The 26894-nt window shown below is 73.2% G+C and carries 25 protein-coding genes and 1 pseudogene; 13 read left to right on the top strand and 13 right to left on the bottom strand.

Annotation, left to right across the window (positions count from 1 at the left end; all coding sequences use genetic code 11):
• Positions 1-122 precede the first annotated feature (122 nt).
• Positions 123-1013: a helix-turn-helix domain-containing protein gene (locus tag ACZ60W_RS00915; protein ID WP_469753185.1), complete on the bottom strand. Its 891-nt coding sequence runs from the start codon at positions 1011-1013 to the stop codon at positions 123-125.
• A 234-nt stretch (positions 1014-1247) separates the two neighbouring features.
• On the opposite strand from ACZ60W_RS00915, the gene ACZ60W_RS00920 reads away from it, so the two are divergent.
• On the top strand, positions 1248-1691 hold the full coding sequence (locus ACZ60W_RS00920; protein WP_469753186.1) for a nuclear transport factor 2 family protein: 444 nt from the start codon (positions 1248-1250) through the stop codon (positions 1689-1691).
• A 496-nt stretch (positions 1692-2187) separates the two neighbouring features.
• Here the strand turns inward: ACZ60W_RS00920 and ACZ60W_RS00925 are convergent, their stop codons facing one another.
• Positions 2188-3675 carry a long-chain-fatty-acid--CoA ligase gene (locus ACZ60W_RS00925; protein ID WP_469753187.1) on the bottom strand — a complete coding sequence of 496 codons (1488 nt, stop codon included), beginning with the start codon at positions 3673-3675 and terminating at the stop codon, positions 2188-2190.
• A gap of 146 nt (positions 3676-3821) precedes the next feature.
• Between ACZ60W_RS00925 and ACZ60W_RS00930 the strand changes: the two genes are divergently transcribed.
• Positions 3822-5009 (top strand): PucR family transcriptional regulator, encoded by a 1188-nt coding sequence (locus tag ACZ60W_RS00930; RefSeq protein WP_469753188.1) that lies wholly within the window; start codon positions 3822-3824, stop codon positions 5007-5009.
• A 503-nt stretch (positions 5010-5512) separates the two neighbouring features.
• Here ACZ60W_RS00930 and ACZ60W_RS00935 read toward each other — a convergent pair.
• The 3 genes from ACZ60W_RS00935 to ACZ60W_RS00945 form a co-directional block, all read right to left on the bottom strand.
• Positions 5513-5965, bottom strand: coding sequence for a DUF5709 domain-containing protein (locus tag ACZ60W_RS00935; RefSeq protein WP_469753189.1), 453 nt, complete (start codon positions 5963-5965; stop codon positions 5513-5515).
• A gap of 303 nt (positions 5966-6268) precedes the next feature.
• Entirely contained in the window at positions 6269-6433 is a 165-nt protein-coding gene (locus tag ACZ60W_RS00940; RefSeq protein WP_469753190.1) for a hypothetical protein, read from the bottom strand.
• Positions 6434-6976: 543 nt separating this feature from the next.
• The gene (locus ACZ60W_RS00945) at positions 6977-7690 is read right to left on the bottom strand and encodes a type 1 glutamine amidotransferase domain-containing protein (RefSeq protein WP_469753191.1); all 714 of its coding nucleotides are present in this window, start codon (positions 7688-7690) and stop codon (positions 6977-6979) included.
• 287 nt (positions 7691-7977) lie between these two features.
• On the opposite strand from ACZ60W_RS00945, the gene ACZ60W_RS00950 reads away from it, so the two are divergent.
• Both ACZ60W_RS00950 and ACZ60W_RS00955 read left to right on the top strand, forming a co-directional pair.
• Positions 7978-8952, top strand: a complete 975-nt coding sequence (locus ACZ60W_RS00950) for an alpha/beta hydrolase (RefSeq protein WP_469753192.1) — start codon at positions 7978-7980, stop codon at positions 8950-8952.
• A gap of 191 nt (positions 8953-9143) precedes the next feature.
• Positions 9144-9490: pseudogene (locus tag ACZ60W_RS00955) on the top strand (transposase); the annotation flags it as partial.
• Here the strand turns inward: ACZ60W_RS00955 and ACZ60W_RS00960 are convergent.
• On the bottom strand, positions 9415-9852 hold the full coding sequence (locus ACZ60W_RS00960; RefSeq protein ID WP_469753264.1) for an ankyrin repeat domain-containing protein: 438 nt from the start codon (positions 9850-9852) through the stop codon (positions 9415-9417). The pseudogene ACZ60W_RS00955 and the gene ACZ60W_RS00960 sit on opposite strands and share 76 nt — an antisense overlap.
• A 228-nt stretch (positions 9853-10080) precedes the next feature.
• Between ACZ60W_RS00960 and ACZ60W_RS00965 the strand changes: the two genes are divergently transcribed.
• The 3 genes from ACZ60W_RS00965 (at position 10081) to ACZ60W_RS00975 (ending at position 12556) form a co-directional block, all read left to right on the top strand.
• Positions 10081-11340: an NADH:flavin oxidoreductase/NADH oxidase family protein gene (locus ACZ60W_RS00965; RefSeq protein ID WP_469753193.1), complete on the top strand. Its 1260-nt coding sequence runs from the start codon at positions 10081-10083 to the stop codon at positions 11338-11340.
• A 58-nt stretch (positions 11341-11398) separates the two neighbouring features.
• A complete protein-coding gene (locus ACZ60W_RS00970) occupies positions 11399-11629 on the top strand; it encodes a hypothetical protein (RefSeq protein ID WP_469753194.1) in 231 nt (76 codons plus the stop codon).
• A gap of 318 nt (positions 11630-11947) precedes the next feature.
• Positions 11948-12556, top strand: a complete 609-nt coding sequence (locus ACZ60W_RS00975) for a TetR/AcrR family transcriptional regulator (protein WP_469753195.1) — start codon at positions 11948-11950, stop codon at positions 12554-12556.
• A gap of 94 nt (positions 12557-12650) precedes the next feature.
• On the opposite strand, the gene ACZ60W_RS00980 is transcribed toward ACZ60W_RS00975, so the two are convergent.
• The 4 genes from ACZ60W_RS00980 to ACZ60W_RS00995 all read right to left on the bottom strand — a co-directional run bounded on the left by ACZ60W_RS00980 (position 12651) and on the right by ACZ60W_RS00995 (position 14999).
• The gene (locus ACZ60W_RS00980) at positions 12651-13046 is read right to left on the bottom strand and encodes a VOC family protein (protein ID WP_469753196.1); all 396 of its coding nucleotides are present in this window, start codon (positions 13044-13046) and stop codon (positions 12651-12653) included.
• A gap of 136 nt (positions 13047-13182) precedes the next feature.
• Positions 13183-13530 carry a MerR family transcriptional regulator gene (locus ACZ60W_RS00985; RefSeq protein ID WP_469753197.1) on the bottom strand — a complete coding sequence of 116 codons (348 nt, stop codon included), beginning with the start codon at positions 13528-13530 and terminating at the stop codon, positions 13183-13185.
• Between the two features lie 19 nt (positions 13531-13549).
• A complete protein-coding gene (locus ACZ60W_RS00990) occupies positions 13550-14488 on the bottom strand; it encodes an aldo/keto reductase (RefSeq protein ID WP_469753198.1) in 939 nt (312 codons plus the stop codon).
• 196 nt (positions 14489-14684) lie between these two features.
• Entirely contained in the window at positions 14685-14999 is a 315-nt protein-coding gene (locus tag ACZ60W_RS00995) for a hypothetical protein (RefSeq protein ID WP_469753199.1), read from the bottom strand.
• A gap of 378 nt (positions 15000-15377) precedes the next feature.
• On the opposite strand from ACZ60W_RS00995, the gene ACZ60W_RS01000 reads away from it, so the two are divergent.
• From ACZ60W_RS01000 to ACZ60W_RS01010, 3 genes are all read left to right on the top strand, one after another.
• Positions 15378-15632, top strand: a complete 255-nt coding sequence (locus ACZ60W_RS01000) for a hypothetical protein (RefSeq protein ID WP_469753200.1) — start codon at positions 15378-15380, stop codon at positions 15630-15632.
• A gap of 140 nt (positions 15633-15772) precedes the next feature.
• Complete coding sequence (locus ACZ60W_RS01005; RefSeq protein WP_469753201.1) at positions 15773-16153, top strand: FKBP-type peptidyl-prolyl cis-trans isomerase; 381 nt, start codon at positions 15773-15775, stop codon at positions 16151-16153.
• A gap of 148 nt (positions 16154-16301) precedes the next feature.
• Positions 16302-17219: a hypothetical protein gene (locus ACZ60W_RS01010; RefSeq protein WP_469753202.1), complete on the top strand. Its 918-nt coding sequence runs from the start codon at positions 16302-16304 to the stop codon at positions 17217-17219.
• Between the two features lie 208 nt (positions 17220-17427).
• Here the strand turns inward: ACZ60W_RS01010 and ACZ60W_RS01015 are convergent, their stop codons facing one another.
• Positions 17428-18420, bottom strand: a complete 993-nt coding sequence (locus ACZ60W_RS01015) for an aldo/keto reductase (RefSeq protein WP_469753203.1) — start codon at positions 18418-18420, stop codon at positions 17428-17430.
• 138 nt (positions 18421-18558) lie between these two features.
• Here ACZ60W_RS01015 and ACZ60W_RS01020 point away from each other — a divergent pair, with 138 nt between their 5' ends.
• Together ACZ60W_RS01020 and ACZ60W_RS01025 are read left to right on the top strand one after the other, a co-directional pair.
• The gene (locus ACZ60W_RS01020) at positions 18559-19446 is read left to right on the top strand and encodes a LysR family transcriptional regulator (protein ID WP_469753204.1); all 888 of its coding nucleotides are present in this window, start codon (positions 18559-18561) and stop codon (positions 19444-19446) included.
• 174 nt (positions 19447-19620) lie between these two features.
• Positions 19621-20787, top strand: a complete 1167-nt coding sequence (locus ACZ60W_RS01025; RefSeq protein ID WP_469753205.1) for a Rieske 2Fe-2S domain-containing protein — start codon at positions 19621-19623, stop codon at positions 20785-20787.
• 211 nt (positions 20788-20998) lie between these two features.
• Here ACZ60W_RS01025 and ACZ60W_RS01030 read toward each other — a convergent pair whose 3' ends face one another.
• Positions 20999-21238 carry a chaplin gene (locus tag ACZ60W_RS01030; RefSeq protein WP_469753206.1) on the bottom strand — a complete coding sequence of 80 codons (240 nt, stop codon included), beginning with the start codon at positions 21236-21238 and terminating at the stop codon, positions 20999-21001.
• Positions 21239-21803: 565 nt separating this feature from the next.
• On the bottom strand, positions 21804-25487 hold the full coding sequence (locus ACZ60W_RS01035; protein WP_469753207.1) for a S8 family serine peptidase: 3684 nt from the start codon (positions 25485-25487) through the stop codon (positions 21804-21806).
• Between the two features lie 260 nt (positions 25488-25747).
• Between ACZ60W_RS01035 and ACZ60W_RS01040 the strand changes: the two genes are divergently transcribed.
• Positions 25748-26815, top strand: a complete 1068-nt coding sequence (locus ACZ60W_RS01040) for a TrmB family transcriptional regulator (RefSeq protein ID WP_469753208.1) — start codon at positions 25748-25750, stop codon at positions 26813-26815.
• Positions 26816-26894 lie beyond the last annotated feature (79 nt).

The following is a 26894-nucleotide window of genomic DNA, read 5'->3' on the forward strand; positions in this document are numbered from 1 at the left end:
CCGCGCCGCGCACTCCCCCGAAGGAACCAGAAGGCCGTGGCGGAGCTCCCGGTCCGGGCGGACCGCCGCACCGCGCCCCGGGGACGGCCGGTGCACGGGGCCGCCCTCGTGCAGGCGCTCCGCTAGGGGGCGGGAGGCGCGGCGGACAGGGAGCGGAGAACCTCCGCCGTGGACCGGTCGGCCGGGTAGAAGGTCTCGATGGCGATCTCGTCGAGGGTGACGTCGCGGGGGGACCCGAACACCGTGGTGGTGTAGAGGAAGGACAGGTCGCCGTGTGCCGTGGACAGGAGAAGGGGCACGACGAGGTCGTCCACGGCCGGCGCGCCGCCCGCGCGGTGCGCCGGCCCGCCGACGCCTCGTCTCGGCCGCGCCGTCGCCCCGGGGGCACCGGGCACCGCGGCGCTCGGCGGCACGGGCTGCCCGGCGGAGGCGTCCGGGCAGGCAAGGCCCTCCAGCTCCGCGAGCAGTTCGGCCAGGCCCTCGGCAGCCGTCCGCTCGTGTTGCCGGCGGACTCGGCGCAGCACGTGCGCACGCCACTGCGCCAGGTTGAGGATGCGTCCGGCGAGTCCGTCCGGATGCAGCGTGGCCCGGAGGACGTTGAACGGTCCGGGGCCGGGAGCCACCGCCGCGTCACCGAGGAACACGTCCATGGCGCGGTTCGCGGCGAGCAGCTCCCAGCGCACGTTCACCGCGAGCGCGGGGTTCGGCTCGCTGCCGGCCAGCACCGCTTCGACAGCGGCCCGTGCGGCGCCCAGGTCCGCCAACGCCCGTTCGGGGTGGGCCGGTGCGAAACCCGCGGCGAGATAGAGCGCGTTGCGCTCCCGGAGGGGTACGTCCAGCTCGTCGCAGAGGCGCCGGAGCATGTCACGGCTCGGACTCGCCCGCCCGGTCTCGATGCAGCTGAGATGGCGGGCGGACACCTCGGCGGCCAGGGACACGTCGAGTTGGGAGCGGCGTCGTCGCTCGCGCCAGCGCCGTACGAGCTGCCCCACCGGCTCCGTGGTCGTCGTCATGCCCCCAGCCTGCCCGCCGCCCCGTCGGACCGGCAATGACCTCCGAGGTCATCGACACGCCGTCGCCGGCCGCGCACTCTCGGAGGACCGGGGCCGCCGTGGTCGACGGAGCGGCCACGCTCCCTCGCCACTGTCACAGGACGTGCGGATCGGCCCCCACGGCGGACGCCGTACCCGGGCGCGGACATCGGCTCGGGCGGGCGCCGCCGCTCCTTCTCCTGAAAGGCTCCCGTCATGACCGAGACGACCGGACGGACCACCGACCCGGGACTCCCCCGACCCGCCGCCGCATCCCCTGCGCCGGAGGCGGTCGTCGAGCGCTACGTCCGCTTCTGGAACGCCGCCACCCCTGACGAGCAGCGGGCCCTCGCCGCCACGACGCTCGCCGACGACGTCACCTACCGCGCGGAGATCGGCATCCTCACGGGCCCCGAGGCCCTGATCGACTTCCGCGACCGGTTCCTGGAGCACGTGGGCACCGCCTCCCTCCGCATGCGCACGCCGCCCCGCCATCACCACGACCGCGCGCGGCTCCAGTGGGAGATCGTGGCGGGGAGCGAGGGCACGTCGTTCGCCACCGGCACCGATGTCCTCGACATCGACGACCGCGGCCGCATCACCGCCGTCACCGCCTTCCTGGACCGCGCCCCGGAGGGCTTCGCCCCTCCGACGTCGTGACGGCCGACGGGTGACGTGCGAGGGAGGACGCCGACGGCCACGGTCGGCGGGCCGGGTTCCGTGGAGCCGGGGGCTGCCGGTCCTCCCGCCGTCGCCCTCCGTCCGCCTCCCCGCCCCGGGACCGGACACCCGGCGAGCGAGGCGGGTGTGAACCTCCGGACGAGGGTGAGGGTTCGCTCCACCGTCGCCTGAGGGGGGTGCGTCCACCGGCGGTCGCCAGCGGGTCGGACCGTAGCTCGGTCCGGCCCTGAGGCACGCAGCGCGAGCAGGCTCTCGGCGGTCTCGGTGACGGTGTCCTCGACGGGGCGCGGCGTCCGGCCCAGGACGTGCTGGGCCTTGGCGCAGGTGGCGTCGAGGTTGTTGCCGAGGGGTTCGCGGAGGGTGCGCAGGCCCCCGAGCACCGGCCCGGGCACGGACGGACGGCCGGTACGCGGGAGGCGGAAGCGGCGTCCCGCTTCCCCGGGAGGCAACTCCCCCGCGGGACGCCGGGGCGGGCTCAGGCCGTCGGCAAGGTGATCTCCCGCTTGAGGATCTTGCCGCTCGGCCCCAGCGGGAGGGCGTCGACGAACCACACCTCGCGCGGGTACTTGTAGGCGGCCATCCGGTCCTTGACGTACGTGCGGAGTTCGGCGGGGGTGGTCAGGGCGTCGGGGCGGAGCACGACGGCGGCCGCGACCTCTTCGCCCAGTTCGGGATGGGGGATGCCGACGACGGCGGCGAGGGCCACGGCCGGGTGCTCGTGGAGGACCTCCTCGATCTCGCGCGGGTAGACGTTGTAGCCGCCGCGGATGATCATGTCTTTCTTGCGGTCGACGACGTACAGGTAGCCGTCCTCGTCGGCGCGGGCGAGGTCGCCGGTGCGCAGCCAGCCGTCGGGCATGGCGGCCAGGGTCTCCTCGGGGCGGTTCCAGTAGCCCTTCATCAGGTTGGGGCCGCGGACGGCGAGTTCGCCGATCTCGCCGGGCGTCACGTCCTGGCCCTTCTCGTCGAGGAGCCGTACCTCGACGTCCCGGATGGGGGTGCCGATGGAGCCCGCCTTGCGGGGGCGGTCGGGGTGGTTGAAGGTGACGACGGGGCTGGTCTCGGACATGCCGAAGCCTTCGAGGACCGGACAGCCGAAGCGGCGCTCGAATCCGTGGAGGATCTCCACCGGGAGCGAGGCTCCGCCGGAGATGCACATGCGCAGCGTCGACACGTCCGCCTCGGAGGGGTGCTGCAGCAGCGCGGCGTACATGGTGGGGACGCCTTCGAAGAAGGTCGCGCGTTCACGGGCGATGGCGTCGAGGACCGCTCCGGCGTCGAAGCGCGGGATGAGGACGAGCGAGGCACCGCTGCGGACGGCCGCGCTCATCGTGCAGATCTGGCCGAAGATGTGGAAGAGCGGCAGGCAGCCGACCACGACGTCGTCCGGCGTCATCCCCTGGATGTGGACGCCGTTCACCTCGGTGTTGTGCCGCAGTCCGGCGTGGGAGAGCACGGCGCCCTTGGGACGGCCGGTCGTGCCGGAGGTGTAGAGGAGGACGGCCATGTCCTCGTCGTCCGTCGCGGCGACCTCGGCCAGCGGCTCGTGCGCGCCCAGCCGGACGGCGAACTCCTCGGGATCGACGGCGGTGTGCGGCACTCCCGCGGCGGCCGCGCCCTGGGCGCCCTCTCCGGGGGCCTGGTGCCATTCGAAGAGCCGCACCGCACCGGAGTCGGCGAGGTGGAACTCGCTCTCCCGGGCCTTCAGGAGCGGGTTCATGGGGACGACGACCGCTCCGGCCCGGAGGATGCCGTAGTACAGGACGACGAACTCGGGAACGTTGGGCAGCATCAGCGCGACGCGGTCGCCGGGCCGCACCCCTTCGGACCGGAGCAGGGCGGCGGCGCGGGCACTGCGCTCGTCCAGTTCCTCGTACGTGAGCACCTGCCGTCCCAATCGGAGCGCGGGGCGCTCGGGCTGCCGCCGAGCCGTCTCCACGAGGAACCCTGTCAGATTGGCCATGACCCGCCTCCCGTTACCCGGAATCACCGGATGTTTACATCGTCGACATCTTGCAGCCGTGCGCGGCCGCGTCCTATGGCCGACGGGACAACGCAAGGGCCCGGCGATTGTTCACGGCGACAAGAGGGCGGCGTTAAGCTGCGCGGATGATCCTCTCGGGTGTCGCCGCGACCCTCCAGGAACGCCTTCCGGAGCTGAGTGAGCGCATGGCGCTGCGCATCCGTGGCGACGTCGAGGCGTACGAGGACGAAGCGCTGATCACCCTGGAGTCGCTGCGCGGCTCCTGCGCCGCGAACGCGGACCTCATCCTCAGCCACCTCCGGCTCGGAGGCGCACCGGACGCCAGCTCGGCCCGCGAGACGGGCCGGCTCCGTGCCGAGCAGGGGGTTCCGCTGGCGGACACGCTGCACGCGTACCGGATCGGGTCGCAGCTCCTGTGGACGGAGATCCTCGCCGAGGCCCGTACGCGTCCCGAGGTCTCCGACGACCTGCTGCTGACGGAGTCGGCGGAGTTCTGGTCGCTGTCCGGCCTGTACGCGGAAGCCGTGGCGGTGGCCTACCGGGAGACGGCCGCGCAGCTCACCTCCCAGGGTCAGGCGAGGCGGTCCGCCCTGGTCGAGGCGTTGTTCACCGGGATCGTCACGGACCGCACGCTGTGGGAGGCAGCGCGGGAACTGCACCTGCCGGAGCAGGGGCCTTACGCGGTCGCCGCCGCGGAGGTGGGCACACTGGGCGAGGAGCCGCTCGTGGGCGCGGAGGCGGCACTGCGCCAGGCGCACCTGCCCTCCGTCTGGAGACTTCTGCCGGACGAGCAGCTGGCGCTGATCGCGCTCCCCACGCCGGCGGCCGAGGACACCTGCCTGCGGGTGCTGCGCCGGACGCGCGCCCGCGTCGGCTTCAGCCCGCGCTTCGCCTCGCTCCGCGACACGCCTCAGGCCCTGCGCTTCGCCCGTCTCGCCCTGGCGGGGCTGCGGGCCGCCGGCCCCGGTGTCGCACGCTTCGACGACGCTCCGCTGGCCATGGTCGTCGCCGCGGCGCCGGTGGAGGCCGCGCACCTCAGGGAGCTGGTCCTGCGGCCGCTGCTCGATCTGCCGGCGGCCGAACGGTCCCGGCTCCTGCGCACCCTGGAGCACTGGTTCGCCGCCGCGGGCTCAGCCGGCGCCGCGGCCCGCAGCCTGTTCGTCCACCCCAACACCGTGCGCTACCGTCTGCGCCGCGTGGAGGAGTTGACCGGCCGCTCCCTCTCCGATCCCCGGGCCGCGGCCGACATCGGCGCCGCGCTCCTGGCGGTGCGCGCGCCGGGTCGGGCCGAGAACTCCCGCCGTACCTCGTAGCGGGCGGGCCCGACCACGGTGATGTCCCGGCAGGTCTGTCGGGCACCGGAGTCGGCGTCGCCGATCGCCGTACCGATCCCCGGCGCGTCCCGGCCCGCGTCGATCAGGGACGCGGCGGCTGCGGCCGGTCGGTCGCTCACGGCAGCGGCGTTCGCGGAACCTCGACGCGGCCTGCGGGCAGCGCGGCGGCGGGTGTGCGCGGAGAGGCGTCGCCGCGAGGAGCCACGAGCCTCCTCCACCGCCACGGCTGCGCCGCGGGGCCGCGCGCGGACGCCTCGACGCGGCCGGACGCCGGTACCGGGCCCGCCGACGCGCCGTCAGGTACCGCGCCCCTTCAGCGCCCTGCCGTCACGCGCCCTCGTCGCTCACGAGGAGGATCTTGCCGAGGTGGCCGCCGGTCTCCCTCCGGATCGCCATGGTGCCGTCTCCGCCGGCGCGACCGCCCCTGTCCCGGGAAGCTGACCCTCGGCCGCACGACATCCCCGGCAGGGTCCCCGCGGACGTCACTCCTCCTCGACGACGTGCATCGCGGCCTCCTCCGCGGAGGCCGCGCCGCCGTCGAGGCCGAGGTCACGGGCGTTCAGTTCCGCGACGACGGGACCGGTGCCCTGGTCCTCGGCGAGCAGTCGCCCCGCTCGGGGGCCTCCGACCTGGTCGTCGAGGAGCTCGCCGTCGGTGTCCGTCGTGTCGCCGATGCCGTCGCCCTCGGGTACGGCCACGTCGGGGACCTCCTCCGCGAGCCGTTCGTCGAGGGATTCCCCGCGTACCCGCTCCGCCGCGGTCACCCCGACGTGCTCGGCGCCGAGGGGGCGCTCGGGTGGTGAGTACCCCTCGTCGAGCGGATCGCCGGCGGGGCCGACGAGCGTGTCCTCGTAGTCCAGGACGCCCGCGTCGTCCTGGACCTCGCTGCCATCGGGCTGATAGACCTCATCGCCCCATGCCTCGGGCTCGGTCATGGGGAACTCCGTTCGCTCCACGGCTGTCATGGCGTGGTGGGGGGCGGGGGAAGGGGGACGGGGAAGCCGCCCGTTCCACCGCCCGGCTGGGGCCTGAGGCACCGGGACGGGGTCTCACCCACTTCCCGGGTCACGGCGCACGGCCACCGGTGCGCGGGGGTGTGCGGGCGGTCCGCCGGGACATGCGGGACGGGTCCGGCGGACAGGACGGGGAGCGGCTCCGCGCGGCTCCCTACCGGCGGCAGGCGGCTTTCGAACGCAAGAGTCGTCCCGCGGAAACCTGGTGACGAGCTGCCCATGGGTTCACTCCTCCCGCTCGAAATCGGCCTCCGCCCTCTCGTCGTCGAGGTCGGCCTGAGCCTGGGCGTACAGGTCGTGCACGAACCGCCGGGCGTCGTCGGGCGAGATGCCGACACCGAGCCGCAGGAGGCGGCCAGCCCACGAGGCCAGGGGATCGGGTTCCGTCACGGGAACCTCCTGAGGGCTGGGAGGTCATCGGCCGTCTGTCGGCGGCAGGCTGCGGGTCGGGGTCGCGACGGCCGCGCGCACGGCGGCTTCGGAATCCCGCTGTGGGGACACAGCACCCCGTGTCCCTCTCCAGTCCATGATCCCCTCCTGCCGTGCGCACGCAACCCGACGTGACCCCGCCCGCGCCGTCCGCGCGCCCTCCCCCACCGGCGTACGCGCGAGGACCGGGACCGGGCGACACACGTATGCGTGAGGACCGGGTGACGCGCGTACGCGTGAGGACGGGGACCGGGACCGGGACCGGGACCGGGCGGCGAAGAGGGCGGTCTCCTCGTGGGCGCCGACGGCGACGGTCAAGGCACCGGGGCAGGAGCTCGGCGAGCAGGGCACTGCCGGCATGATCGCGTGAGGCCGGAGCCGCAGGCGCCCCACGGTCGCGCAGGGGTTTGCGGGATGCCCTCGTCCCGGCGTACCCCGGCAGCCAGGGTTCCGGTGCCGGTGCCGGGGCGCGAGCGTTCAGGCGGTGGGACGGGATGCCGAGGCCTAGCGTGCCGCCGCCGCGTTCACGTCGGCGACGATCCGTTCGGCGAGACGTTCGGAGGACGGCGGGTTCTGCCCCGTGTACAGGTTGCGGTCCACCACGACGTACGCACGCATGGGCAGGCGGGCCTTGGAGTACACCGCGCCGCTCTCCCGGAGCCGGTCCTCCAGCAGCCAGACGGCCTTGCGGCCGAAGCTGTTGAACTTCTCCTCCAGGTTGGACAGCCCCGTCATCCGGTATCCGGTGAAGGGCCACGACCCGTCCTCGTTCCGCGCGGCGAAGGCCGCGGCCGGCGCGTGGCACAGCAGGGCCAGGGGCTTGCCGGAACGCAGCACCCGCGTGATCAGTGCCCCCGAGACCGGGTCGACCGACAGGTCCTCCATCGGGCCGTGCCCTCCGGGGTAGAAGACCACGTCGTAGGCGTCCGGATCGATCTCGGCCAGGACCCGTGGGTCGTTCAACTCCGCCTTGACGGAGTCCAGATACGCGGCCACCTCCCGCAGCTTCGACGGCCAGCCCGCCGTCCGCGACATGCTCAGCTCGTCCAGCGTCGGCACCTTTCCGCCGGGGGTGGCGATCGTGATGTCCCACCCCGCCGCGGAGAAGATCTTGTGCGGCGTCGCCAGCTCCTCCCCCCAGAAACCCGACGGATGCACCTCGCCGTCCCGCAACGTCCAGCGATCGGCCGCGGACACCACGAACAACACCCTGGTCATGACGACCTTCCTCCTGAACGGCTCCGCGGACGCGCCGGCCGGACGCACCGGCCGACCTGCGGCGGGGGCCCCGGAATCATCATCTGTCCTGTGAAGGGGCGGGGCGACCGCTCGCCGGGCCGTCCCGAGGAGGCAGGCGTCCGGGCCCCGTCCACGGCCGGGTTGCGGCAGGCAGGTGGCGCACAAACGATGGAGTCGGGCATCGACGCCCGGGGTGGGGGCTCACCGCGCGCGGTCGGCAGGGCCGCGACGACAGGGCACATACGTGCCCGTGACATGGAGTGAACATGACCGACCTTCCTCCTCCGACCACGCCTTACCTCGAACCGGCGGCGCAAGAGCTGTGCGACGCCACCGACCCGCACCCGCGGATCTACGAGGTCCCGCCCGAGAAGGGCCGGGAGATCCTCCTCGGCCTGCAGGTCGACCCGAGCGTGCCGCGGCCCGAGGTCGACGAGGAGTGGGTGGACGTCGACGCGGGCGAGTGGGGGACCGTCCGCACGCGCATCATCCGGCCCAAGGGAGCCACCGGCCCCCTCCCCGTCGTCTTCTACATCCACGGGGCCGGCTGGGTCTTCGGCGATGACAGGACCCACGACCGGCTCTTCCGCGAGCTCACGGTGGGAGCGGGCGCCGCGGGCGTCTTCCCCGTCTACGACCGCGCCCCGGAGGCGAAGTACCCCACCCAGGTCGAACAGAACTACGCCGTGGGCCGGTGGGTCAAGGAGCACGGCGCCGAGCACGGCCTCGACACCTCCCGGGTGGCGGTGACCGGCGAGTCCGTCGGGGGCTGCATGTCGACGGTCTTCGCGCTGATGAACAAGGAGCGCGGCGGCCTCGACCTCAAGGCGCAGGTCCTGCTCTACCCGGTGACCGACGCCGCCTTCGACACGCCGTCGTACCTGCAGTTCGCGGAGGGTTACTACCTCACCCGCGACGGCATGAAGTGGTTCTGGGACGCGTACACCACCGATCCCGCCCAGCGCGCCGAGCACCACGCCTCGCCGCTCCGGGCCACGCTCGACCAGCTGAAGGGCCTCCCCACGACCCTGGTGATCACCGACGAGGCGGACGTGCTGCGCGACGAGGGCGAGCGGTACGCCGACAAGCTCCGCGAGGCCGGCGTCGACGTCACCTCGGTCCGCGTCCAGGCGATGGTCCACGACTTCCTCCTCCTCGACAGCCTCCGCGACACCCGCGCCGCCAACGTCGCCCGCCGCCTCGCCGTCGACGCCCTCAGGACCGCCCTCCACGACACCTGACCGGCGTCTCCGCCCGCGCGACTCCCCCGACGCTCACGAGCGGGCCCGCCTGAGCCCCCGTTACCTTTTTCGTGGCTCCGCAATGAGGCCTCCGGCCTTCGGGCCCGGCATGACTTCCCCCATGTTGTTCATGATCCGGGGGGTGTCACCGGGCCTGGAGGCATCGACGGACCGTCGGCGACGGCAGCATCTTCCCCACCGCCGGCCACCTCGCTGCCTACGCATGCCTCGCCCCCGCGACCCGCAGTTCAGGGTCCTCGATCCGCAGCGAACAGCCCCGGAGAGGGAACAAGCAGCTCAAACGGGCCTTTTCCTCTCCGCGTTCGCCGCCCTGGCCGACCCGGTATCACGCACCTCCTACGACAAGAAGTTCGCCCAGGGAAAGCACCACACCCTGGCCTTGCTCTGCCTCGCCAGAAGCCGGGCCGACGTCCTCTTCGCCACGCTCCGCGACGGCACGTTCTACGAGCCCGGGCCGGTCGGCGGCGGCCAGGAGGAAGTCCCGTCTGCGCCCGGAAGGTGGGCAGCAACGGCATAGTTGGCGGTCCGTGCCGCCAGTGCCCGTGGACTCACACCGTGAGCGTTGACCCGGTCGGGGTCGGCACCGGCTTCCAGCAGCGACCGGATCGCCGCCCCATCGCCCTGCGAACAGAACACCGCCCGCCACAAGGGCGTATTGCCGTGACCATCCACGGCATCGACCGACGCGCCCGCGGCCAAGAGAACCTCGATGGCCGATGCCGCCTGGGCCTGAGCCGCAAAATGCAGCGGCGTCCAACCCGCCGCATCGGCCGCCTCGGGGTCGACGCCTCCGGCCAGCAGCACCCTCAGACCTTCCACGTCTCCGTCGACAGCCGCATAGTGCACCACCGTCCGTTCCCACCTATCCCGACCCACCATGCCGACATCCTGACCCACGACCGTGGCCAAAGAGAAAGGGGCACCCCCCGGTATCGGCGGGCCCGATTCGCCGTCCACCTCCAGGTGGGCCGGGCCGTGTACCCGGCCCGGCCGAGTTCACGGGCCCCTGCGACGTAGCCCACACCGCTCGATGTTTACGGTGATTACATTCTTGCCTTAATGTGAGGGGCGTAAACATCGTAGGTAGTCGAGAGGAAGAGGGACCGGATGACCGACGAGCTGTTCTCGCCGCTGCCCCTGCGCTCAGGGCAGGTGCTGCGGAACCGGATCGCGAAGGCGGCCATGGAGGAGAACATGGCCGGTGAAGGCCAGCTCCCCGGAGGGCAGTTGCTGTCGCTGTACGAGCGCTGGGCCGCGGGCGGCACCGGGCTGCTGATCACCGGAAACGTGATGGTGCACGCCGAGGCACTGACGGGTCCGGGCGGAGTCGTACTCGACGAGCACGCCCCGCTGGAGCCGTTCGCCGCATGGGCGAAGGCCGCCAGGTCCGGCGGCGGAGCGGTCTGGATGCAGATCAACCACCCCGGCCGGCAGGTGGGTTCCGACATGCCCGGAGTCGTCTGGGGGCCCACGGACATCGGCGTCAGCCTGGGCCGGCACAGCAGTCGGTTCGGCCGGCCGACGGCCATGACGGCCCGGCAGATCACCGACACCGTGGCGCGGTACGCGGTGACCGCGCGCCGCGCCGAGGAGGCCGGCTTCGACGGTGTGGAGATCCACGCCGCGCACGGCTACCTTCTCTCGCAGTTCCTGTCGCCCCTCGTCAACCGGCGCACCGACCCGTGGGGAGGATCGCTGGAGAACCGCGCCCGGATGCTGCTGGACGTCGTCCGCGCGGTCCGCGCGGAGGTCTCGGCGTCCTTCGCCGTGGCGGTGAAGCTCAACTCCGCCGACTTCCAGCGCGGCGGCTTCGACGCCGACGACGCACGGCGGGTGATCGCCATGCTGGAACCCCTCGGCGTAGACCTGGTCGAACTGTCCGGCGGAAGCTACGAAAGCCCCGCGATGACGGGACGGTCCGCCGACGACCGCACCCGGGCCCGCGAGGCCTACTTCCTCGACCTCGCCGCGGACCTCGTCAAGACCAGCCCCCTCCCCCTCATGCTCACCGGCGGCATCACCCGGCGCGTCACCGCGGACAGGGTCCTCGACAGCGGCGTCGCGGTCGTCGGCATGGGCACCGCGCTGGCCGTCACTCCGGACCTCCCCGAGCGCTGGCGCCAGGGCCGGGAAGCCGAGCGCACCCTCCGCCCGGTGACCTGGTCCGACAAGGCCCTCGCCTCCGCCGCCGGCATGGCACAGGTCCGTCACCAGATGCGCCGGCTCGCGCGCGGCCGCACCCCCAGGCCCGGCACCCACCCGGCATTCGCCCTGATCTCCGAACACCGCAAGCAGCGGACCGCACTGCGCGGCTACCGCGCCTGGCTGACCACGGCGCGGGCCAGTCGGTCCGGACCCTCGGTCTGAGACCGACCCCGACGACGCCAGGGGGCGGAACCCCCTACCGGCTCCTGGCGTCAGCGGCGTGGACTTCTTCCGGCACCTCCCCAAAACCCGGGTCGACCGGCCCGTCGGACCGACACTGACCTGGAACGTCTCCCACGCCCTCTCGACCGCCCGCGTGGCGAACGACGACGGCGGCGTCGACCTGTCCCTGCGGGCGAACACCCCGCCGCAGCGGTCCCACCCGAGCGAGAATGGGGCCACGCGGCTGACCGGCGCGCTGAAGGTCATGAAGGCCGTGGGGGTGCGCTGAGTGCGCTGAGCCACCGGGGCATGCTCCTCGCCACCGCCCCTCCCCCCATCACTCGCCCCCGCGTCACGTCTCACGTCTCATGGCTGACGCCTCACGCCATCCGCGCCTCACCGTATGACGGCTCACCGCAGCGCATCGCCCGGTCCGTCGCAGCGTCTCAGCGCCGAAGGACCGGGCGACGCGCGGGGGAAGAAGGCGGAAAGGGTCCGCAGATCATCGCGGTTCCCTCTTCCCTTCCGATCGCTTATGATGTATGCACCGTTCACATGCGGAGGGAAATGGGAGCGGTGTGAACCAAGAGAAGGACGCGTGGGCTCCATGTCGCAGAGCAGCAGCACGTACCACCACGGCGATCTCCGTGCCGCCTGCCTGCGCGCCGCGCGGGAGCTGCTGGAGGAGGACGGCAGCGCGGGGCTCTCCCTGCGTGCGGTCGCGCGGCGCGCGGGGGTCTCGGCCACGGCCCCCTACCGCCACTACGCGGACCGCGAGGCGCTCGTCTCGGCCGTCGCGGCCGAGGGCTACCGCGAACTCGCCGAACACCTCACGGCGGCGCACCCCGCCCCGTCGACCCCGGACGACCTGGCCGCCGTGGCGGTGGCCTACGTCCGGTTCGCCCTCGACCACCCCGCACTCTTCCGCGCCATGTTCGCCGAGCCCTGCGACCCGACGAGCGAGGAGCGCGTCGCGGCCACCGAGGCGATCTCCCAGTACGTCCAGGGCATCGTCCGCGACGCCTTCCCCGGCGCCGGCGACACCACCGCGCTGTCGACCACGGTCTGGGCCCTCGTGCACGGCCTGGCGTTCCTGCACCTCGACGGCAAGCTCGACGCCTCCACGCCGGAGGTCGTCACCGACCAGGTCCGCTCCTCCGTGTTCGCGCTGTTCGCCGTCTCCCCCGCCTACCGGCAGGCGGCCCCGGCGGGCTGACACGCGCGGAGGCGTCCGGTGGTCACGGCCCCCGCCCACAGGGTGGCCGTGGACGGCCCCTGACGCTTCCACGCCCCCCTTCGCCCGTCAACGGTCAACGGCGAGAGGCGAGGACGTCCAGGTAGTGCTGGTTGTACATCACCCCGAGGACGTTCCCGAACGGGTCGGTCACGGAGGCGGTGACGAAGCCCGCCCCGCGTTCGGTGAGCGGCTCGTACTCCTCGGCCCCGAGGGCCAGGAGCCGCTCCAGCGCGGCGGCGACGTCGTCCACGTGCCAGTAGACGACCGCTCCGCCCGGGCCGTCCGCCGAGCCCGCGGGCGCGTGGCGACGGTCGATGAGGCCCAGCTCGTGCAGGTGGTCGCCGAGCCGGAACTCCGCATACCCCGGCCGCTCGAAGTAGGGCTCCACACCGAGCAGTTCGGTGTACCAGTCCTTCGCCGCCGTCAGGTCGTCGGCCCAGAAGCTGACCGTGGTGAGCCCTCGCAGCATGGCATGCCCCTCTTCTCGGTGCCGCGGACACCGCGTCCCGGCCGATGCCTTCACCGTAGGTGCCAATTAGGCCAGTTACCGTCCTCATTGCACCGCGGCCCGAAGCGGCCGTCACCTCGTCGCGCCCGACGAGCCCTCAGCTGTAGTAGGCGATCTTCTCGTCCAGGACCTCCATGGCCCGGTGGAGGGCCGCCGCCCGTTCCTCCAGGGCGGTTCGGCGCTCACGGAGGAAGGACACGCGGTCCTGTGCGGAGTGTTCGGCGCGCAGGATGGCGACGAACTCCCTGAGGTCCGCGATGCCGAGTCCCGCCTCGCGGAAGCAGGTCACCAGACCGATCCAGAACACGTCGTCGTCGGTGTACTCCCTGCGCCCGCCGGCGGAGCGCCGGATCGGGCCGATCAGCCCTTCCCGCTCGTAGTACCGCAGGGTGTCGATGGAGACGCCGGTGCGGTCGGCCGCTGCCGCCGGGGCGAGGGTGGTCATGGAACTCCTCGTGTCCGCGCTACCGCGCTTCGGCGAAGCGCGTCATGTGCTCGTCGGCGAGCCGCACACGGCGTGCGGCCAGCGCCTCCTCGATCTGCTCCACGCGGCTGACGCCGACGATGGGGTCGATCCCCTGCCGCAGCAGCCAGGCGAGGACGACCTCGTTCCTCGTGGCCGAGAGCTCGCCGGCGATGTCGTCCAGGACCGCGAGCACCCGTGCCGTTCCGGGATGATCATAGGTTTCGACGAAGGTTTTGTCCGCACGTGTGTACGCGCCCCACATCAGCGTGCTGTACGCCCACACCGTCAGCCCCTCCGCCCTGGCGTGGTCCAGGTCCTCCGCCGTGAGCATCCGGTGGCCGGCCTCCGCGAGCGGGGTGAGCGGCCGCGGCTGCACCAGGGTGTGCCGGAGCTGGATCGCCGTCCACGGTTCCACCCCCTGCTCCCGCGCCAGCGACCGGGCGCGCTCGACGCGCCACGCGGGATGGTTCGCCGCCCCCACCCGCAGGGCCACTCCCTTGCCGACCAGCTCCCCGAACGCGCCCACCGTCTCCTCCAGCGGCACGTCACGGTCCTCGGCATGGGCCCAGAGCAGGTCGACGTGGTCGACTCCCAGCCGCCCGAGGCTCTCCTCCACTCCGGCGCGGACGGCGCGGGCGGACAGTCCCTCGGCGCTGTCCGGCCACGAGTGCGGGACGAGCGGGTTCTGCCGGACCTTCGTCGCGATCCGCACCGCGTCACGTGCGCCCGGGCGGGCCTTCAGCCACGCCCCGATGACCCGCTCGCTTGCGCCGCCGACACCGGTGGGGTCGGCCCAGAAGGAGTAGCAGTTCGCGGTGTCCAGCCATATACCGCCGCCCTCGACGAAGGCGTCGAGGATCTCGAAGGCACGCTCGGGGGCCACCTGGGTGCCGAAGCCCATCGTTCCGAGCACGATCTGGGAGTTGGTTTCGTTCATGTCGTTCATGCTCGGATCTGGAGCGCGCTCCAGGTCAAGTGCTACGGGAAAAGAACGTCCGCTCCGGCAGATCGCAGCCCGCGGATGAGTATCCGGCAGCAACGCAGGGCCCGTTGATGCGGGGACGCGGTGAGGTGCGACCGGGCCCGCCACCCCGGTCGGGGCGGGCGCCCCCACCTCCTGCCCCGCGTCGCCATCAGTGCCCGGAGGGCCGCAGGAAGCCGGCGCCGACCGAGCGGGCCGTCGCCCCGACCTCGTCGCGGCTCTGGTCCGACGCCGTGAAGAGGACCAGGCTCATGCTTCCCTTGCCGCCCCACAGACACATGGCCCGCAGGGTGCCGGTGGCCGTCTCGGTGTAGCGAAGGCACCGCATCCAGCCGCCGTACGGCCCGGCTCCGGCCTCCCAGGTGTCGTGGACGACGCCCGCACCTCCCGTCCGGACGGGGAAGACGCTCTCGCCGTCCACGTACGACTCGCGCATCTCGTGGAAGCCCCCGGTCGCGACGGCCACCAGCTAATCGGCCGCGGCGGACGTGCTGCGGATGCGTGTCCCGAGCGTCGAGGTGCGGCCCGCCTCTCCCCGCTGCACCCTGATGCCATGAGCGACCGCAGCACTCCCTCGGGCCCGCCCCGAGGACCGCAGTGGGGGCAGCAGCAGCCGGCTCCGGGACGCGGCCGGCGTGCCGTGCTGACCCACTCCCTGGCGGCGCTCGGCGGGGTATTCGCCGGGGTGCTCATCGGAGTGGTGGGGGCCAGGAGCGACGACGGAGGCGGTGCCGGGCAACCGCCCACGTCTCCGTCCACCGTGACGACCGAAGCCCGCAGTTCTGCGACGGTCCCGTCCCCGGCACGCTCGTCCCCTGCGGTGGAGGGCGAGGGTACGGCGCAGGTGACCGCGCAGGAGATCCCCGGCGACGGCACGTTCCTGGTCGGGGAGGAGGTCCGGCCGGGGACCTACCGCAGTGGCGGGCCCTCCGATCCCGCCCTGCCGGACTGCTACTGGGCGCGGCTCAAAGGCACCTCGGGCGATGTCGGCGAGATCATCGCCAACGGCTCCGGCAAGGGCCAGGCGACCGTCACCGTGCTCGACACCGACGCCGCCTTCCAGACCTCCGGCTGTCAGGCCTGGAAGCGGATCGGCTGAGCAGGGCCGGGGCCGGGCCGCACCGTTCACCACGCTCGCGGCATGCGCCGTTCTGGGTAGCGTGATCGTCCACGGCATGGAGGGTCCATCCGTGCGGCGAGCCCGTACTCGGGCTTCCGGTGGAGAGGAGCGAGGCCGGTATGAGTGAAGTGACGAAGCCCGTGGTCACGGTTCCGGAGGGGGAGGCTCCCGCGGAGCTGACCGTACGGGACATCGTCGTGGGGGACGGGGCGGAGGCGAAGCCGGGCAATGTCGTGCGGGTTCACTACGTCGGGGTGACGTTCGCGTCGGGGAGGGAGTTCGACGCGTCGTGGGACCGGGGCGAACCGTTCAAGTTCGCGGTGGGCGGGGGCAGGGTCATCAAGGGCTGGGACCGGGGAATCCGGGGCATGCGGGTCGGTGGGCGACGCGAGATCGTCGTGCCTCCGCGGCTCGGGTACGGCACGCAGTCGCCCTCGCCGCTGATTCCGGCTGGTTCGACTCTGGTCTTCGTGGTCGACCTGCTCTCCGTGGCGGTCTGAGGCGGTCTCCGGAGACGCGAAAGCGGCGAGGAGCCGTTGGCGGTGTCGCCCTGCAGAGTGGTGGAGTGGTGAACCACCGGCGGATTCTGGCCTGTGGCAAGTAGCATCCGGCCACAACGCCCATCCCTCGTAAGGAGCGTGAACCGCCATGGCGGACGAGCCGGTCAACACCCCGATCCAGACGAAGTACGCGGAGCAGCTGGCCGCGGACCTCGCGGCGAACCTCGCCGAGCAGGCGGAGGTGAGCGCGCGCCTGGACCGGTTGAAGGCGGAGGAGAAGTGGCTCACCGCGACGCTGGAGTCGATGCCGGTGATCGCGCCGGAGAAGGACGACGGGCCGGTGAGCGCCGCCCCGGTGGCGACCGAGGAGGCGGAGGCGGCGGCCGTGGTGCCGCAGCCGCGGGAGGCCGGCGGCACCCAGCCCGCGAAGAAGGCGCCGGCGAGGAAGCCGGCGGCCAGGAAGGCCGTGAAGTCGACGTCCGCGAAGGTCACTCCGGCCAAGGCGGCCGCGACGAAGGCGGCTCCGGCCAAGGCTGCCGCGACGAAGCAGGCTCCGGCCGAGACGGCGGCGGTGGAGACGGCGGCGGAGGCGCCCGCGGCGGAACCGGCCACCGTGCGGGCGACCCCGGCGAAGGCCACCAGGAAGGCGACCGCCGCCGGGGCGAAGAAGGCCACGGCCCCGCAGGCATCGCGCCCGAAGGCGACGACCGCGCGGAAGTCGTCGACCGCCGCGGCGAAGAAGGGAGCGGCGCGCGCGACGAAGGCACCGAAGACGGCGGCGCCCACGCTCGGTGAGCTCCTCGGGGGCCTGCTGTCCCGGCAGCCCGGCGAGCCGAAGAAGGTGAGCGAGATCTACGCCGAGCTGGAGACGGCGCACCCGGACCGCGCCACCTCGCACCAGGTGGTCCGCAACGCGCTGGAGAAGCTCGTGGCGAAGGACGGGCTGGAGAAGGACACCCGGCAGGGTGTCGTCCTCTACACCTGGCCCGGCGCCGACGCGCCCGCCGCCGGCGGAACCGAGGCACCGGCCGCTGAGCGGGCGGAAGCGGTCACGGCCGGAGTCTGAGTTCCTCCCGCCGTCCCGGAATCCCGCCCGAGCGCGACCTCGGGGATTTCCGGGACGGGGGTGAGGGCAGCCCTACCGCGCACCGGCACCGGACGGCGCACCGCGTCGGCCGCCTCACCCCCGCCCTCGCCGCACCCGCCGCCCGTCGGCCGGCCGTGGCAAACCGACACCGGAGGCCGGCCCGGCGCACCGACCGAACGTCTCGGAATCAGGGGCGGACCACCGAGTCGATCAGCGACAGTTCCTCGACGTCGAAGTCGAGGTTGCCGAGGGCGGCCACGCTGTCCTCGACCTGGCGTGCGCTGCTGGCCCCGACGAGGGCGGAGGTGACGCGACCGCCGCGCAGGACCCAGGCGAGGGCGAGCTGGGCCAGGGTCTGGCCGCGGGAGGCGGCGATGTCGTTCAGCGCGCGGAGCCGGGTGACGAGGTCGTCGGTGACGGCGTCGCGGTTCAGGAAGGGGCTATCGCTCGCGGCGCGCGAGTCCTCGGGGATGCCGTCGAGGTACCGTCCGGTGAGCAGGCCCTGCTCCAGCGGGGAGTAGGCGATGGAGCCCACCCGCAGGTCGTCGAGGGCGTCGAGGAGGCCCTCGTCCTCGGGGCGGCGGTCGAGCATCGAGTACCGCGGCTGGTGGAGGGTGAGCGGTGTGCCGAGCTCGCCGAGGATGCGGGCGGCCTCGCGGGTCTGCTCGGCCGAGTAGTTGGAGACGCCGACGTAGAGCGCCTTGCCCTGCTGGACCGCGGAGTGGAGGGCGCCCATGGTCTCCTCCAGGGGCGTGTCCGGGTCGAAGCGGTGCGAGTAGAAGACGTCGACGTAGTCGAGGCCGAGCCGGCCGAGGCTCCGGTCGAGCGACGCGAGCAGGGACTTGCGGGAGCCCCATTCGCCGTACGGGCCGGGCCACATCAGGTATCCGGCCTTGGTGGAGACGACGAGTTCGTCGCGGTAGGGCGCGAAGTCGGTCCGCAGGAAGTCGCCGAGGGCGCTCTCCGCCGCGCCGGGCGGCGGGCCGTAGTTGTTGGCGAGGTCGAAGTGGGTGATCCCGAGGTCGAAGGCGCGGCGCAGGATGGAGCGCTGGGTCTCGGCCGGGCGGTCCGGGCCGAAGTTGTGCCAGAGGCCCAGGGAGAGCGCGGGCAGCCGCAGGCCGCTGCGCCCCGAGCGGCGGTAGGGCATGTCGGCGTAGCGGTCGGAAGATGCGGTGTACAACGCGGCTCCAGGGCAGGGGACGGCACCCGGTCATCGGGGTGCGGCAGGGGCTGTCGTGGCACCTCCAATCTGCCTCGACCTGGGGGCATGAATCCAACAGGAGAATCCGATGGGATTCAGCGCGTATGGTTCTGAATCATGGAACTGCGTCATCTCCAGCACTTCGTCGCCGTCGCCGAGGACCGGCACTTCACGCGGGCGGCCGAGCGGCTCATGGTGTCGCAGTCCGGTCTGTCGGCGTCGATCCGTGCGCTGGAGCGTGATCTGCGGGCGCCCTTGTTCGTGCGGAGCACCCGCCGGGTGACGCTGACAGAGGCCGGGCGGGCGCTGCTGGTCGAGGCCGAGCGCATCCTGGCGCAGGTGCGGGCGGCGCACGAGGCGGTGGCGGCCGTGCAGGGCGTGGTCCGCGGGACGCTGACGCTCGGGACGGAGCAGTGCGTCGCGGGTGTGCACGTGGCCGGGCTGCTCGCCGCGTTCCGGCGGCGGCATCCGGACGTGGAGATACGGCTCCGGCAGGAGGGCGGGCTCGCCCTGGCCGAGGACGTCGCTGCCGGCCGGCTCGACCTGGCCTTCGCCTACCGCAGCCGGGAGGACTCGGACCAGCTGCGCTCGGTCCCTCTGGCCGCGGAGCCGATGACCCTGCTGTGCCACCCCGGTCACCCGGTCGCCGCGGCGGGGCGGGCCCTGGCGCTGCGTGACCTCGCCGAGGAGGTCTTCGTCGACTTCCACCCGGGCTGGGGCCCGCGCCGGGCCACGGACGCGACGTTCGCCTCCGCGGGCGTACCCCGCACCGTGAGCCTGGAGGTGAACGACGTGCACAGCCTGCTGGACCTGGTGGAGGAGGACCTCGGGGTCGCGGCCGTGCCCCGCCACTTCCGGCACAAGCGGGACTCCCTGTACGCCGTCCCGCTCGCGGACACCGGTGACGCGGTCTACGAGACGGTGGCCCTGCTCCCGCCGCCCCAGGCGACCAGTCCCGCGGCCCGCGCGCTGATGACCCTGCTGGAGCAGGGGATCGCCCGCTGAGACCCCGGAGGGGCCCACGGCGGACCCGCCCGTCGGCCTCGGCCGCGCGGGGCGGTGTCGGCTGAGCGGACGGAGGCCGTCGGCGGGGCCGACGAATCGCGCGCGCGGGCAGACCGTGTTCGGCTGGTCCTGGTATGCCCGTGGGGCGCCACGCCCCGAGCGAGAGGGATGCGCATGACCGAGGAGGCTCAGGCCACAGGTGCGAAGGGCCGGTACGGTCCGGAGGGCGAGGCGCACGGGGCGCCCGAGGCCGAACTGCGCCGCGTGGGGATCGATCCGGACTTCTGGTATCCCGTCGCCCGGTCCACGGCCGTGCGCAGGGGCAAGGTCCGCGGGGTCTCCTTCGCGGGTCAGCGCATCGCCCTCTACCGGGGCGGCAGCGGGACCGTGTACGCCCTGGAGGACCGGTGCGCCCACCGGCAGGTGCCGCTCAGCCTCGGCGTGGTGGAGGGCGAGATCCTGCGCTGCTGCTACCACGCGTGGGCCTACCGCGGGAACGGGCGCATCTCGCAGATCCCGTACCTGCCCAAGGGCGCTCCCCGGCCGCCCCGCGGCGTCCGTTCCTATCCGGTGCGGGAGAAGTACGGGCTCGTCTTCGTCTTCCCCGGCGACCCCGCCAAGGCCGAGGACCGGGCGCTGCCGGTGCTCCCGGAGGCGGACTCGCCGCGCCACCGGACCATGATGTTCACGCGGACGGTGCGCTGCCACTACTCGTTCCTGCACGAGAACCTGCTCGACATGAACCACCAGTTCCTGCACCGGGGCGTGCTCGGCCGGATCCAGCCGGAGCTGCTGGGGTACGACACGGGCCCGAGCTCCGTGGAGGCCAGGTACCTCTTCGTCCCCTCCGGCGGGAAGAAGGACCGGGGAGCGGGCCTGCTGTCGGCCGAGGGCGTGGGCGGGGCCTCCCGTCCCGATGTGGTGACCATCCGCACCGGGTACCCGTACCAGACCCTCCAGACGGTCCCGGAGGCGTCGGAGGCCGCCGCCTTCTCCCTCTGGGTCGCCTACGTCCCGGAGGACGTCGAGCAGCGGGTCAGCCGCGTCTTCGGCCTGCTCATGATCGCGAAGCCTCCGATCCCCGGCGCCCTCCACCTGGCCTGGCCCCTCATCCGGCGCTTCACCGAGCGGGTCTTCGCCCAGGACCGCATGGCCGTGGAGGCCGAGCAGCGAGCCTGGGACGAGCAGGGGGCCGACTGGAACCAGGAGGTCTTCCCGCTCATCCTCGACGTGCGGAAGGTGCTGCGCACCAACGGCGTCCCCCTCCCCCCGGCGGGCGCCCCGGGAATCTGCCCGGACGCCGGACCGTGCGCCGAGGACCACGGGAACACACCTCGCTGACCGGCGGGCGGTGCGGCCGGGCACCGGGCGGCGTCGCCTGAGGAACGGGCGGGTGGTCGGCGCTTCTGCGCCGGCCACCCGCCGTCCGACCCGCGCCGGGTCACGGCCCTGTGCAGGACAGCCCCTCGACGGTTCCTGCCCGTGCCCGGTCCCGGGTCGCCGGCCTGCCACCACCCTCATGGACCGCAGGCCGGAGTCTCACCGCCTTCGGTCAGGCGTTCACGCAGGTGTTGCCGAACGCGGGGTTCAGCAGGCCGATCACGCTGACGGTGTTGCCGCAGGCGTTGACGGGAACGTGGACGGGGACCTGGATCAGGTTGCCGGACGCGACCCCGGGAGAATGGGCCGCCAGCCCCTCCGCCCCCGCGTCGGCGGACGCCATCGACGCCCCGCCCAGCACCACGGCGCCGGCCGCCAGGGCCACCGTCAGACTGCCGCGCACACGAGTCATCGCACTACCTCCGAAGAAGACCGATCCGCCGTGGGGATGTCCCACGTGCGGCGGGAGGACGGACCCGTCCCGCAGGCCCGCCTCTCTGACCTGCTCTTCGTGTTCGCCGCGGATACGGATGGGGCCGAAGGGGGACATTCCCCCTATCGGAGTAGATCCGGGCCCCGAGGGTGACGCCGCGCCCTGGCGGCCGCACACCTGTTCGTGCGGTCACGCCGGGCGGTCTCGAAGCGGCTGCGCGGGAGGGTGAGGACGCGGTTCAGGGGAATGGTCAGGTCCCGGGCCGCGAGACCGCCCATGAAGGGGGCGAAGGGGCAGAAGCGCCGCACCGCGTGGGCGAAGGCCCCGGCGAAGAGGCCGTCGGGGTCGGCGCGCAGCAGGTCGCGGTGGTGCGGCCGCGGCCTCCGGCGCCGTCGCCGCCGGCGAGGGGCCTTGCCGGGGCGGCCCGGTGAGTGGGGTGCGGGCACGCGGGCGCTGCGCCGGGACGACGGGGAGAGCCGCTGCCCCGGCGGACGCCGAAGGCCGGGGCCCCGCAAGCGGGCCCCGGCCGTGGTGCGGTGGTGCGTCAGCGGCGGACCTGGTAGGCCCTGGTCACGGTCTGGTCGACGGAGTTGCCGTCGGCGTCGCTGGCGGTGACCCGCAGGGAGACGAAGCCGGCGGAGGCGGGGTTGTCGATGGTTCCGTCGAGCTTGCCGTCCAGGCGGACCTGGCGCCAGGTGGCGCCGTCGTCGGTCGAGGCCCACAGCTTGACGCCGGTGATCGCCGGTCCGGAGAGACCCTTGGGGTGGCGCACACCGAGGCCGACCCGCGTACGGGAGTGGGCGCGGGCGCTGTTGGCGAGGTCGGTGCCGAGGCGGTAGTCGACGGAGAGGACGGGCAGCAGGGTCCGTCCTTCGCCCTGGGCGGAGTGGAAGCGCCAGTCGGTGCGGACCTTGGTGGAGGTGTTCCAGCCGGCCTCGTTGCGCTCGACGTCGGTCACCACGCGGTACTCGGCCCGTTCCGGGACCATCGGGAAGGCGACGGTGGTGGCGGGTGCCGTGCCGAGCAGCACGCCGTCCCGGTAGACCGTGGCGAGTTCCTTGTCGGTGCCGTTGCGCATGACGGCCCACTGCCCGGCGCCGCTGTCGAGCAGTCCGGCGGCGGCGATCACTCCCACGGCGTCGGCGCGGACCGCGGCGGAGTCGAGGTCGCTCGGCAGTGCGGTGCGGACCACGGCCTTGTTCCAGTCCCGGCGCACCTGCTGGCCGGGGGTGAACTTCGTGGCGGCCGTGAGCTGCCAGGTGCCGGCCGACGTCCACACGGGGCCGAGCTTCATGGCCTCGTAGGTCCGCAGGCCGGGGGTGACGTACTCGGTCAGGGTCCGCTGGAGCGTCACCCGTCCGAAGGCGAAGTTGGCAACGGTCTGCATCGGCGAGTGCATCAGGCGGCTGTATCCGGCCTCGGCTCCGGCGGTGGCGCCGTGGAACCGGGTGTCGACCGTGGCCAGTTCGGCGGTCTTGACACGGTAACGCTGGTCGGCGGGGATGCCACCGGCGCGGTACTCGAGCAGTTCGTAGGAGTACGGGCTGACGGCCGTGCCGGAGAAGGTGATCCGGGCGCCCGCGAGGCCGAGGAGGCGCTCGCCCTCGGTGCCGGAGACCGTCATCGCGGGGATGCGGGTCTCCTTCGGGCTCCAGTTGCCGGCCAGCCAGGGACCGGCGGTGTCGTTGTAGACGAGGATCGCGGCCGCTCCGGCGTCGGCCGCCGCGTCGACCTGTGCGTACGTGGTGGTCCCGGCGTCCCGCCTCACCAGGGCGATCCTGCCCCGGACGTCCTCGCCGGGCCTGGCGACGCGCAGGGTGCGGGTGCCGTCGAAGCGCGCCGAGCCCGTCCAGCCCTGGAAGTACGAGACGTCGAGGGTGCGGCCGCCGTGACCGGCGAGCCGGGCCGACAGGGCGGGGGCGCTGAGGGCCCAGCCGACGCGCGACTCGAAGAGCGTGGGGTCGGCGGTGGCGGACGGCACGGAGTAGACGTCCGTCTCGCCGCCCAGCCAGACCTCGCGGTTGTGGAGGAGGACCCGGGACGTGGGGCTGACGGCGATCCCGACGCGGACGCGATTCGTCTCGGAGGGCCGCGGGGTGGTCATGGTGACCCGGCCGGCCCGGGAGCCGTCGAAGGTGAAGGTCCGGTCGGAGGCGATGAGCGTGCCCGGCTGGGCCGCGTAGGTGTACTCGTGGAGCATGGTCCGGTCGGGGCTGTAGTGGTAGATCTCGGCGATGAAGGAGTGCTCGCCACGGGGCAGCCGCAGGACGACCGTGCCGTCCTCGCCGACCGGGTAGGTGTCCGGGATCATCCCCTGGTCGAGGGTGGTGTCGGTGACGGCGGCCATGCCGCGGGTGGGCTTGCCGTCGCGGTCGAGGACCTTGAGCGTGACGTCGAAGCGCTGGACGTCCCGGCCGAAGCCGACCGCGGTGACCGCGGTCGTGCCGTCCGCGGCCCGCGCGGTGACGTGCGCGCCGTGCGTGCCGGTGGCGAGGCCGGCGCTGTCGAGGGTGACGGCGACCTCGGCGGAGCCGTGCGCGGGGACGGTGACCGAGTCGGCGCCGAGGGTCAGCGTGCCGGCCGGCAGCGTCTCCCCCGCCTTCTCCAGCGAGAGCGCCAGGGTGACCGGGGCGTCGCCGTCGTTGACGTACGCGATCTTCTTCTCGGTCTTCGCCGCGTCGTCCCAGTCCCGCAGGCCGAAGTCGACGGTGCCGGAGGAGGTCACCGACTGGCGGACCGCGCGGGCCACGTCGAGCCGGCCGGCGCCCTGGGCGTACACGGAGGTGTCGGCGGTGGTCTTGGCGGTGCTGACCAGCCCGCTCTTCAGGCGGGCGGGCGACCAGTCGGGGTGGCGCTGGGCGAGGATCGCCGCCGCGCCGGCCACGTGGGGCGTCGCCATGGAGGTGCCGCTCGCGGTGGTGTAGAGGTCGCCGACCGGCGTGCCCATCGTGGTGCCGGCCGCGCGGGCCGCGACGATCCGGACGCCGGGTGCGGTGATCTCGGGCTTGAGGGCGCCGTCGCCGCGCGGGCCCCGGCTGGAGAAGCTCGCGATGGCGTCGGAGGAGTCCACGGCTCCGACCGTCAGGGCCGCCGCGGCCGCGCCGGGCGAGCCGACGGTCTTCGCGCCGGGGCCGCTGTTGCCGGCCGCGATGGTGAACAACACGCCTGTCTTGGCGGTGAGTTCGTTGACCGCGAGCGACATCGGGTCGGTGCCGTCGGCGCCCTCCTGGCCGCCGAGGCTCATGGAGACGACCTTGGCACCGGAGTGCGCCGCCCAGTCCATGCCCTCGATGATCCCGGACTCCGAGCCGGAGCCGCCGTCGTCGAGGACCTTGCCCACGACCAGTTCGGCGCCGGGGGCCACGCCCCGGTACTTGCCGTCGGATCCGGCGCCGCTGCCGGCGATCGTGGAGGCGACGTGGGTGCCGTGCCCGTGGCCGTCGCGGACGGTCTCGCCGGGGACGAAGCTGCGGCTGTCGGCGATGCGGCCGGCGAGGTCGGGGTGGGTGGCATCGACGCCGGTGTCGAGTACGGCGACCTTGACGCCGGTCCCGTCGTATCCGGCGGCCCATGCCTCCGGCGCCCCGATCTGCGGGACGCTCTTCTCCAGGAGGGCGTCGACCTTGCCGTCGAGCCAGAGCCGCTGGACTCCGCCCGACAGGCGGGCCTCGGGGGTTCCGGCGCGGGCGCTGTCGTCGTCGACGGCCTCCCAGAAGGTGTCGCCCTTCGCCTTGTCGGCGGTGACCGCGGCGCCCCGTACGCCGGGAAGCTTGCGGGTGACGCGGGCCCCGCCGGGGGCGCCTGCGCCGGCGGAGTCGTAGCGCACGATCAGCGGGGTCACCGGCCGGTGGGCGTCGTCGAAGCCCTGGGCGACGAGCTGGGTGACGTTGAACAGGCGCTTGTCGACCTGGCCGTTGTGGATCAGCGCCTCGGCCTCGCGGGGGATCACGTACACGTCGGTGCCGACGGTGTACGTCTTCAGTCCGGCGCCGGTGCCGCGGAACGGGGTGATGTCGACACCGACGGTCTTGCCCGACCGGGTGGCCACCGTCACCTTGTCGCCGGTCACGAGGGTGACCGTCGCGGTGCGGAGGGCCTCGCGGGGCGCGGCGGTCACCGCGTCCTGTCCGGTCGCCGGGAGCGGGGCGGCTCCGTAGGCCAGACCTCCGGCGGTCATGGTCGCTGTCAGGGCCAGGCCGAGCAGTGCGGTTTTCCGTCTGCTGCGCATGCTGAGGGCACTCCTTCCGCCGGCGGAGGGGGGATCCGTGTCCGGCGGAAACAAGAGTCAACAGGAGCGATCACGTTCGCTACGGGTTACGGCTGACGAGGACGCGACATGTCCACTCGCCGCCACCTTGCGTCCGAGACGTGCCCGTTCGAAAACCGCGTGGTATGTGCACCCTCGTTTCCCACGGGGCCGGTGTGGTTTGATCTTGGCCACGCCGAGCGCGGGGGGCGGCACGTCAACGAGGTTGGGGTGAGGGCGTCGTGGGTGACGGACACATGCTGGAGGCGGCGGGGGTCGGGGCGGCGGAGGAGGCGGTGTACCGCTTCCTCGTCGGGGTGCGGGAGGCCGATGCCCCCACGATCTCGGCGCAGTTGGGCTTCGACGTCCCCCACGTCGACCGTCTCCTGGGAGCCCTGCACGACAAGGGCCTGGTCGGGAGGGCCGCGCAGCCGCCGGAGGGCGGACCCGAGCGGTACGTGCCGATGGCGCCGGACGCCGCGCTCCGGCCCCTGCTGCTGCGCGGCCACGAGGCCCTCGAATGGGCCCGCCGCGGGGTGGAGCAGCTCGCCGAGGAGTACCGGGCGGGCGGGCGCCGGCACGACGCCGGACAGCTCGTCGAGGTGATCACCGGCGCGAGCGTCATCCGGCAGCGGCTGCGTCACATGGCGTACGGCGCCGAGGAGATGCGCTGGCTCTGCAAGGCGCATCCGGTCGCCCTGGCCGCGGCGGAGAACGACGAGGAGTGGGAGCTGCTCGCCCGGGGCGTGCGGTACAAGACCATCTACGAGCGCGAGCTCCTCGAAGGTCCCGGCATGGTCGACAACGTTGCCCGCAGCATCCGCGCGGGCGAGCAGGCCCGCGCCGTCGGAACCCTCCCCGTCCGCCTGGTGATCGCGGACAGCTCCATGGCCATCTGCCCCCTCGTCTACGAGAGCGGCGGGATGCGCTTCGACGCCGAGGGGACCGCGGGTCCGGCCGAGCGCGTCGGCGAGCCCACCGCCGCCGTGGTGCACAGCAGCAGCCTGCTCGACGCGCTCGTCGCCCTGTTCGAGAGCCAGTGGGTGGCGGCGACCCCGCTGCACGTCACGGACTCCGGCGAACTCGCCGACGTCGACGGCGGCCCACGGCCCGCCGTCCACCTCGCCGACGACGAGCGCTACCTGCTCTCGCTCATCGTCGCCGGCGTCGCCGACAAGGCCATCGCCTCCCAACTGTGGGTCAGCCAGCGCACGGTGCAGCGCCGCATCCAGGTCCTGATGCAGCGCGCCGGCGCCCTGACCAGGACTCAGCTCGTGTGGCAGGCGGCGCAGCGAGGGTGGCTGACCTGAGCGTCGCCGCGTCCAACCCGCCGCTTACGTCCACCGTTTGAGGACGCAAGCGAAACGTCAGCGAAGCGATAGCGGAGGC

The sequence above is a fragment of the Streptomyces sp. NPDC104202 genome (assembly GCF_055584185.1).